Origin of the sequence: Mycobacterium asiaticum (assembly GCF_001668675.1) — a bacterium.
Lineage (GTDB): Bacteria > Actinomycetota > Actinomycetes > Mycobacteriales > Mycobacteriaceae > Mycobacterium > Mycobacterium asiaticum_D.
The window spans coordinates 1-8,416 of record NZ_LZKQ01000073.1 but is presented as its reverse complement, the minus strand read 5'-3'; the positions used below and the strand labels follow the sequence as shown (position 1 = coordinate 8,416).

Below are 8,416 nucleotides of genomic sequence, written 5' to 3'. Positions count from 1 at the left end.
GGTACCGCCGACCGCGCCCGTGCCGCCTGCGGCACCGGGTGTCGCCCCGTTCGCCCCTGCAGCACCAGCCACTCCGTTACCACCGGCACCACCATTACCGCCGTTGCCCGTCGCGCCGCCGTCACCGCCGGCACCACCGGTCCCACCGACCTGGCCCACGCCGCCGGCACCACCGTTCCCGCCCCAACCGCTGCCGTCGCCGGAGCCACCGGCGCCGCCGGCGCCGCCGTGTCCGGCCGAGCCGGCGTTGCCGCCGCCGCCACCGTTGCCGCCCGTTGCGTTCGATCCGGTCGCCGCGCTGAAGCCAGCGCCGCCGGCGCCGCCGTTGCCGCCGCTGGTGGCCGCGGCGCCGGCCGCGCCATTAGGCCCGCCCAGGGATCCCGCGCCACCCAGGCCGGCAATGCCCGGGTTTCCGCCCTGCCCGCCGGCTGCGCCGTGGATGTTTCCAGCCTCGCCCGCAGCGCCAACGCCGCCGTCGCCGCCGAGTCCGGCCGCACCGCCCTGACCGCCCGCGGCGCCGGCCCCGAACATGCCGGTGCTGCCGGCCGCGCCACCGGCGCCACCATTGCCGCCGTTGCCTCCGGTCCCGCCTGCCTCGCCTGCGACGCTGCCGTTCGTGCCGGTGTACCCGGCACCGCCGGCGCCCCCGACGCCGCCGGCCCCGGCCGTGCTGAACATGGCACCGCCATTGCCGCCACGACCGCCTACGCCACCTTCGCCGCCGTGGATGCCCGACAGTTGATCACCGGCACCGCCGGCGCCGCCGGTTCCACCCACGCCGCCGGCCCCGAACATTCCGGCGTTTCCGCCGATACCGCCCGCACCGCCGGTCAGACCGGGGCCAGCGCCGATACCACCGGCGCCGCCCATGCCGCCGTTACCGAACAGCATCCCGCCCGAACCGCCGTTACCACCGGTTGCGCCCGCACCGCCGGCCCCGCCGACCCCGCCGTTACCGAACAGCCCAGCGGCCCCGCCGTTACCGCCGACCTGGCCGGCTGCGCCGGAACCGCCTGCGCCACCGTTGCCCCACAGCAAACCGCCGGCACCGCCGTTGGCTCCGGTCCCTGGGGCCCCGTCGACGCCGTTGCCGAACAGGGGACGCTGGAACACCGCCTCCGCGGGCGCGTTGATCAGATCCGTTACCGCTTGCAACGGCGAAGCGTTGAACGCTTCCGCCGTCGCATAGGCGTTCCCCGCTGATGTCAGCGCCTGGATGAACCGCTGATGGAAAGCCTCCGCTTCCTGAGTCAGCGCCTGGTAGCTCTGCGCGTGCGTACCGAACAGGGCGGCGATGGCGGCCGAAACCTCGTCACGAGCGGCTGGCACCAGCGTCGCTATCGGGCCGGCCCACGCGCCATTGGCGGTGCTGATCGACGTGCCCAGGCTCTCGAGGTTCGCCGCCGCAGCAGCGAGCAAGTCCGGGGCAGCCACCAAATACGACATCGCTGAAACTCCTGTGGTTCATGGCCGATGGGGGTCACTCGATGAGGGAATGTACATGCCGCTTGGAAAGAACCGCCAGATCTGAGAACAGAAATTTCTTGAATTTTCTGGCAGGGGATTCAGGCGACAAGCGGGGCAGACGCCAGGCGAAGTTTGCCACATTGAGACTGGCGCCATTGAATCCGTTCAACCGCCCAGTTCACGCTGTTGACATTTATACAATAGTGCTCGTGTTATTTGAAAGATTCTGTATCCCAACGTATTTCGTAACTATACGCTTAGGTATGGAGCACCTGCTCCCTACTGACACGCTGTCAGTAGAGTAGGAAGTTTCTGTGAGTTAACTAGGCTAACTGTAGTCAGATTACGAAGTAGGAACGCAAGCTCCAAGTTTGCTGTAGGCCATCATGGCCACACCAGAGACCCAAGTTTTGTCATACCGGAAGTGACACTTCTCGCCCGGAGTGTCACGCGACCGTGTCGCGCGCGATAGCCGGTCCGCTACCGCCCGTATCGGCGATTGCGCATGCTGTAGTCACGCAGCGCCCGAAGGAAGTCGACGCGACGGAACGCGGGCCAGTGCGCCTCGGTGAACCACATCTCCGAGTAAGCGCTCTGCCACAGCAGGAAACCGGACAGTCGCTGCTCCCCCGACGTCCTGATCACCAGGTCGGGATCAGGCTGTCCGGAGGTGTAGAGGTTCTCGGAGATCCCCTCGACGGTCACCGCTTCGATCAGCTCTTCGGCCGTCGCGCCGTTGGCGAGGTGCTTGCCCAACAGCGCCCGCACCGCACCGACGATCTCCTGCCGCCCGCCGTAGCCGACCGCGACGTTGACGTGGAACGAGGCGTTGGCCGGCGTCGAGTCAACCGCGCCCCGCAACCGGCGGGCGGGTTCCTCGCCCAGCAAAGCCAAATCACCGACCGTCCGAACGCTCCACTGGTTGGCCGGCGCGCAGATCTCTTCGACTACGTCGGTGATGATCTCGATCAAAGCGGACAACTCGTCCGGATCGCGCTGCAGGTTCTCCGTCGACAACAAATAGACGGTCGTCATCTCGATGCCGGCTTCCTGGCACCAGCGCAGCATCTCGGCGATCTTGACCGCGCCCATCCGGTAGCCGACACTCACGTCCTCATAGCCGAGGCTGCGCGCCCAGCGCCGGTTGCCGTCGCACAGCACCGCAATGTGGCGGGGCAGCTCGGATCGGGAGGCTGCCAATCCCTGCCGAAGACGCAGCTCGTAAAGCCGGTACAACGGCTCCTTGAGCCGCGGCGGGATGATCTCCACGAAGATCAACCCTACTGTGACCGAGACCGATTACCGGGCCGGATTCTGGGCAATCTCACGTCACGTCGCTCAGCCCACTTTCAGACATTCCCGCTAACCTAAATTCAGACAAGCCACCGGTATTCACAAGATGGGGCCACGACACAGATGAGCAGCCAGACCAGCACGCTCACCAGCACACAACCGGAATCGCACGGTACTTCGCCCGGCGAGACGGCACAGCACGCCGCCCAGCAGATCGTCGGGGGCGTCAGCAAGGTCCTGAACAAGCCCCGCTTCCGCGGCTGGATTCACGTGTATTCGGCGGCCGCTGCGGTATTCGCGGGCGCGTCGCTGGTTGCGGTGTCCTGGGCGGTGGATTCCACCAAGGCCGGACTGGCGACGATGCTCTACACGTTCGCCACCATCATCATGTTCTCGGTCAGCGCCACCTACCACCGGGTCAACTGGAAATCCGAGACCGCCCGCAAGTGGATGAAGCGTGCGGACCACTCGATGATCTTCATCTTCATCGCCGGTAGTTACACACCGTTCGCCCTGCTGGCCTTGCCGGGCCACGACGGGCACGTAGTGCTCGCGATCGTATGGGGCGGGGCGCTGGCCGGGGTGACGCTGAAAATGCTGTGGCCGTCGGCGCCGCGCTGGGTCGGCGTACCGCTGTACATCCTGCTCGGCTGGGTCGCGGTCTGGTACATCGGCCCAATCCTGCACAACGCCGGCGTGACGGCGCTGGTGTTACTGATTGTCGGCGGCGCGCTGTACAGCATCGGCGGCGTTCTGTATGGGCTGCGCTGGCCTGACCCGTGGCCCAGGACGTTCGGCTTCCACGAGTTCTTCCACGCGTGCACGGCGATAGCGGCGATCTGCCACTACATCGCCATGTGGTTCGTGGTCTTTTAACTACAGTCTTCGAACTACAGCTGGGTGACGTCCGCGGGAGACCAGTAGGCCTTCATCGCGGTGACCTTGCCGCGGTCGTCGAACACCATGGTCTCGATCGGCTCGATGCGCAGCTTGCTGTCCCCGGTGCCGATGGTCAGCCGGAGGTGGAACGCCGCCTCGTTGCCCGATACCCGCAGCGTGACCAGTTCACATTGCCGCTCCATGCCGGTCACCGCGGCATAGAAGCCGCGGATGGCGTGGACGCCGATGTGTACCTCGCCGCCCACCGGATCTTCCAGCGTCGCGTCATCGGCGTAAAAGGCGGCCAGGTCGTCGGCGCTGCCGTCGACAACCGTCGCGATGTAACGGTGAACGGTGTCGGTGATCGTCTGCACCCGGTCAGCGGCGTTCGGCATGAAACGCACGCTACTACCCAGGCACTCCCAAGGCGGCCGCGAGTCGGTCCGCGCTGGTGACCGGCAAGTCACAGGTCCGGCCACGGCACACGTACGCGGCGTCGGACCCGTCCACCCGGGGCCGTCCGGCAAGCAGCGGCAACGAGCCCGCCGCGCCGCCGACGACGATTGCCCCACCCGGGGCCAGCCATCGCGCCTCGGTCAGCAGCGCCGACGGCCCGTCGCACGCGACCGCGATCTGCAGCGGTCCCCGCACCGCGGCTTCGGCCACGGCGAGCCAATGCCCCGCCGATCGCGGAGCACGTGCCAACAGCACTGAATGCGCTTCCAGCGTGAACCCGACCAGCTGTAGGTACCGTTCGGCGCGCGCGCCATCGACCAGGTGCGCGGCCGTCAGCAGCGCCTCGGCGATCGACGATGCCCCCGACGGCGTCGCCCCGTCCAGCGGGTCGGCGGGCCGCAGCACCAGCTGTTCGGCGTCGTCGGCGGTGTCGTACCAGCGGCCGGGACGCTGCGGGTCGCTGAAATGGCGCACGGCGGTATCCAGCAGGTCAGCAGCGGCCACCAGCCAGGAGTCCTCGGCACTGAGTTGATGCAGCGCCAGCAACCCGGTGGCGAGCATCGCGTAGTCCTCCAGGATCGCTGCGCTGTCGCCCACCGCTTCGCCCAGGCTCGCGCGCCGTAACCGCCCGTCGACGAGATGCCGGTCCAGCAGCGTGGTCGCGCAGCGCCGCGCGGCGCCGGCCAGCTCGGCATCGTCCAAAGTGACACTGGCCTCGATGAGGGCGGTGATCGCCAGCCCGTTCCAGGCCGTCACCACCTTGTCGTCGCGGCCGGGCTGGGCTCGCTCACCCCGGGCGGTCAGCAGTTGAGTGCGGATGCGGTCCAGTCGTTGGGGGTCGTCGGGTTCGTCGCGCAACTGCAGCACCGAACTGCCGTGCTCGAAGCTGCCCGACTCGGTCACGCCGAACAACCTGGCCGCCCACCGGCCGTCGTCGGCACCCAGGACGTCGGTCAGCTGCGCCGGCGTCCACACATATGTGGACCCCTCGCGGCCGTCGGCATCAGCGTCCAGCGACGAGGTGAACACGTCGCCGTCGGCGAGGTCGTCCAGCAGAAACCGGGCAGTCTGTGCGGCGACCCGGCGGGCCAGCGGATCCCCGGTCCGGCGGGCCCAGTGCGCGTAGGCACGCAGCAACAGGGCGTTGTCGTAGAGCATCTTCTCGAAGTGCGGTATCACCCACCGCTCGTCCACGCTGTAGCGGGCGAAGCCACCGGCCAGTTGGTCGTACATGCCGCCGCGGGCCATCGCGTTGCCGGCGCGGTTGACCGCCTGCAGCGCTGCGGCGGACCCGGTGCGCTCGTAGTGGCGCAACAACGCCTCTAGCAGCGCCGACGGCGGGAATTTGGGTGCCCCGCCGAAGCCGCCGTGGACGTTGTCCTGGTCGCGCAGCACCGCGGCGACGGCGTGATCGCACAAGTCCGGGGCGATGTCGGGGCCGCCGCCGGGCAGTCCCGATGCCATCGAGCGCAGTTCGCCCGCTATCTGGTCCGACGCCTGCTCGACCTCGCCACGGCGGTCCCGCCACGTGTCGGTGATCGCCGCGAGCAACTGCAGGAAGCTGTCTTTGGGGTAGTAGGTGCCGGAGAAGAACGGCCTGCCGTCCGGGGTGAGGAAGCAGGTCATCGGCCACCCACCCTGACCGGTCAACGCGACCGTGGCGTTCATGTAGACCGCGTCGAGGTCGGGGCGCTCCTCGCGGTCCACCTTGATGCAGACAAACCCGGCGTTCATGGCGGCGGCCACCTCGTCGTCCTCGAACGATTCGTGCGCCATGACGTGACACCAGTGGCAGGCGGCGTAGCCGATGGAGAGCAGGATCGGCAGGTCGCGCGCCGCCGCGTCGGCGAGCGCCGCTGGCGTCCACTGCTGCCAATGCACCGGGTTGTCGGCGTGCTGGCGCAGGTAGGGGCTGGTGGCCAGCCCGAGGGTATTGGTTCCGGCCGGGTCAGCCGGACTCATGCGTCGACCCAGGTGGTCGGGTTGATCCGTTGCCGCCCGGGATCTCGCGATCGATCCCGTCCACCGCGTCCGTCCCGTCGTCGGCGGCCTGGTCCGGCTCGGGGTGCTGACGGTCGAACGATTCGGGGACCTTCTTCAATTGCTTGTTCATCGAGCGGACCAGGAAGAAGGTCGCCACGATCAACAGCACCACCACCACCAGGCCGATGGGACTGGCCTTGCCGAAGTCCGGACCGTTGTTCTTGGGCGGGCCCTCAGCAATCACGGTGATCAGAAAGTGATTCACCCTTGCTCGATCCCTTCGAACAGATCCTTCTCGGGCGGAGTGGCCGGAACGCGCGAGCGGGCCAGCTCAAATTCCTCGGTTGGCCACAGCCGCTCCTGCCACGAGATCGGGGCGGCGAAGAACTCGGCGTTCGGGTCGATCTGGGTGGCGTGGGCGAGCAGCGCATCGTCACGCTGTCCGAAATACGCCGAGCACTCGACTCGGGTCGTCACCCGCTTCTCGAAGTGGTCGTGTTCGGGAAGCCAGTGCTTGAGCCATTTGTCGAACGGGCCCTCCTGCCCGTGCTTGGCGAACTCGTCCTGCAGCAGCTGCATCCGGGCGCGCAGGAAACCGTGCACGTAGTAGAGCTTGGACACGTTCCAGGGCTCGCCCGCTTCGCGGAAACGGTAGTAGTCACCGGCGGCTTCGTACGCCGCGACGGACACCTCGTGGCAGCGAATGTGGTCGGGGTGCGGGTAGCCGCCGTTCTCGTCGTAGGTGATCATCACGTGCGGGCGGAAGTCCCGCACCACGCGCACCAGCGCCTCGGTGCAGCGCTCCAGCGGTTCGAGGGCGAAGCAGCCTTCGGGCAGCGGTGGCGGCGGGTCGCCCTTGGGCAGTCCGGAGTCGACGAAGCCCAGCCAGGTGTGCTCTACGCCGAGGATCTCGGCCGCCTTGGCCATCTCGTCGCGGCGGATCTCATGGATGTGTCCGTGCACGTCAGGCAGGTCCATCGCGGGGTTCAGGATCTCGCCGCGCTCACCGCCGGTCAGCGTCACCACCATGACGCGGTGGCCCTCATCGGCGTACTTGGCCAGCGTCGCGGCGCCCTTGCTGGACTCGTCGTCGGGGTGGGCATGCACGGCCATCAATCGCAGTTTGCTCACGTGCTCCCTCGTCCGTTCGTTGGCCGCCCACCGACCCTGTGCGTGTTCCCTATAATTCCAGTTCTCCAATACCCCACAAATCCCGAGGGCATGACAAAAGACTCGATCTCGCGTCCGGAAGCTCGCTACGGCCGCACCGGCCTGTCCCGCAGAGACCGCCGCCGCATCGCCATCGGACTGACCGGGGTGGTGCTCGTCGCGGGCGTCGGCCTCGCCGTTGTGGGTTACCAGCGAATCGGCACCAGCCCCGTTTCCGGCACGCTGGCCGGCTATCAGGTGGTCGACGACGAGACGGCGTCGGTGACGATCAGCGTCACTCGGGAAGATCCGTCGCGACCGGTGGACTGCATCGTCCGGGTGCGCGCGAAGGACGGCAGCGAAACGGGCCGTCGTGAGGTGCTGGTGCCGCCGGCCGACCAGGGCACGGTCCAGGTGACGACAACCGTGAAATCCACCAAGCCGCCGGTGATGGCTGACGTATACGGCTGTGGCACAGACGTGCCCGGATATCTGCGGCCGTCCTGACCGCGAACTGCGGATATGTCAGTCATCAACTGTTTGCGCGGTGGTAACATAGCTGGATGCACGGTCCTGCGGGGACCGTGTATTGCTGCATTAATGGCCGTGGGAAGAACGGAGTGGCAGCAGCCGGGTTGGGGACCCGCAACTACGCCCGTTAACGGGATCCGATACTTGCGCGAACACGCGGAACGACACACAAGGAGCGCCACGAGATGACGGACACTCAGGTGACCTGGTTGACCCAGGAGTCACATGACCGACTCAAGGCCGAACTCGACCAGCTGATCGCGAATCGCCCGGTGATCGCCGCCGAAATCAACGATCGCCGCGAAGAAGGCGACCTGCGTGAGAACGGCGGCTACCACGCCGCCCGCGAAGAGCAGGGTCAGCAGGAAGCCCGCATCCGCCAGCTGCAGGACCTGCTTAACAACGCGAAGGTGGGCGAGGCGCCCAAGCAGTCCGGCGTGGCGCTGCCCGGTTCGGTGGTGAAGGTCTACTACAACGGCGACAAGTCGGACAGCGAGACCTTCTTGATCGCCACCCGCCAGGAGGGCGTGAACGACGGCAAGCTCGAGGTCTACTCGCCCAACTCGCCGCTGGGCGGCGCGCTGATCGACGCCAAGGTCGGCGAGACCCGTAGTTACAAGGTGCCCAACGGCAATACCGTCGAGGTCACCCTGGTCAG

9 protein-coding genes are annotated in these 8,416 nt (G+C 67.4%); 3 read left to right on the top strand and 6 right to left on the bottom strand.

Going from position 1 to position 8,416, the window contains the following annotated elements; all coding sequences use genetic code 11:
• The coding region (locus tag A9X01_RS07360; protein WP_065120117.1) for a PE family protein at positions 1-1,446 on the bottom strand (1,446 nt) is incomplete at its 3' end.
• Positions 1,447-1,947: 501 nt separating this feature from the next.
• The gene (locus tag A9X01_RS07355; protein ID WP_065120119.1) at positions 1,948-2,736 is read right to left on the bottom strand and encodes a (2Z,6E)-farnesyl diphosphate synthase; all 789 of its coding nucleotides are present in this window, start codon (positions 2,734-2,736) and stop codon (positions 1,948-1,950) included.
• A 147-nt stretch (positions 2,737-2,883) separates the two neighbouring features.
• Between A9X01_RS07355 and trhA the strand changes: the two genes are divergently transcribed.
• Positions 2,884-3,636 (top strand): PAQR family membrane homeostasis protein TrhA, encoded by a 753-nt coding sequence (gene trhA / locus A9X01_RS07350; protein ID WP_065120116.1) that lies wholly within the window; start codon positions 2,884-2,886, stop codon positions 3,634-3,636.
• A 14-nt stretch (positions 3,637-3,650) separates the two neighbouring features.
• On the opposite strand, the gene A9X01_RS07345 is transcribed toward trhA, so the two are convergent.
• From A9X01_RS07345 to mca, 4 genes are read right to left on the bottom strand one after another with little or no spacing between them, the layout of a single operon-like run.
• Positions 3,651-4,034 (bottom strand): nuclear transport factor 2 family protein, encoded by a 384-nt coding sequence (locus A9X01_RS07345; protein WP_065120118.1) that lies wholly within the window; start codon positions 4,032-4,034, stop codon positions 3,651-3,653.
• Positions 4,035-4,047: 13 nt separating this feature from the next.
• Positions 4,048-6,057 carry a thioredoxin domain-containing protein gene (locus tag A9X01_RS07340; protein WP_065120115.1) on the bottom strand — a complete coding sequence of 670 codons (2,010 nt, stop codon included), beginning with the start codon at positions 6,055-6,057 and terminating at the stop codon, positions 4,048-4,050.
• The gene (locus A9X01_RS07335; RefSeq protein ID WP_065120114.1) at positions 6,044-6,343 is read right to left on the bottom strand and encodes a hypothetical protein; all 300 of its coding nucleotides are present in this window, start codon (positions 6,341-6,343) and stop codon (positions 6,044-6,046) included. Before A9X01_RS07335 ends, A9X01_RS07340 begins: the two co-directional genes overlap by 14 nt.
• Positions 6,340-7,209: a mycothiol conjugate amidase Mca gene (gene mca / locus A9X01_RS07330; RefSeq protein ID WP_065120113.1), complete on the bottom strand. Its 870-nt coding sequence runs from the start codon at positions 7,207-7,209 to the stop codon at positions 6,340-6,342. The genes A9X01_RS07335 and mca overlap by 4 nt, the downstream gene beginning before the upstream one ends.
• Before the next feature lie 90 nt (positions 7,210-7,299).
• Between mca and A9X01_RS07325 the strand changes: the two genes are divergently transcribed.
• Together A9X01_RS07325 and greA are read left to right on the top strand one after the other, a co-directional pair.
• On the top strand, positions 7,300-7,734 hold the full coding sequence (locus A9X01_RS07325; RefSeq protein ID WP_065120112.1) for a DUF4307 domain-containing protein: 435 nt from the start codon (positions 7,300-7,302) through the stop codon (positions 7,732-7,734).
• A 209-nt stretch (positions 7,735-7,943) separates the two neighbouring features.
• Positions 7,944-8,416, top strand: a 473-nt coding sequence (gene greA / locus A9X01_RS07320; protein WP_065120111.1) for a transcription elongation factor GreA, incomplete at its 3' end; no start/stop codon positions are given.

What these genes read in the sequence shown, in the direction of transcription:
- trhA (WP_065120116.1), top strand. Translation starts at nt 2,884, where the DNA reads ATGAGCAGCCAGACCAGCACGCTCACCAGCACACAACCGGAATCGCAC.
- A9X01_RS07345 (WP_065120118.1), bottom strand. Translation starts at nt 4,034, where the DNA reads ATGCCGAACGCCGCTGACCGGGTGCAGACGATCACCGACACCGTTCAC.
- A9X01_RS07340 (WP_065120115.1), bottom strand. Translation starts at nt 6,057, where the DNA reads ATGAGTCCGGCTGACCCGGCCGGAACCAATACCCTCGGGCTGGCCACC.
- A9X01_RS07325 (WP_065120112.1), top strand. Translation starts at nt 7,300, where the DNA reads ATGACAAAAGACTCGATCTCGCGTCCGGAAGCTCGCTACGGCCGCACC.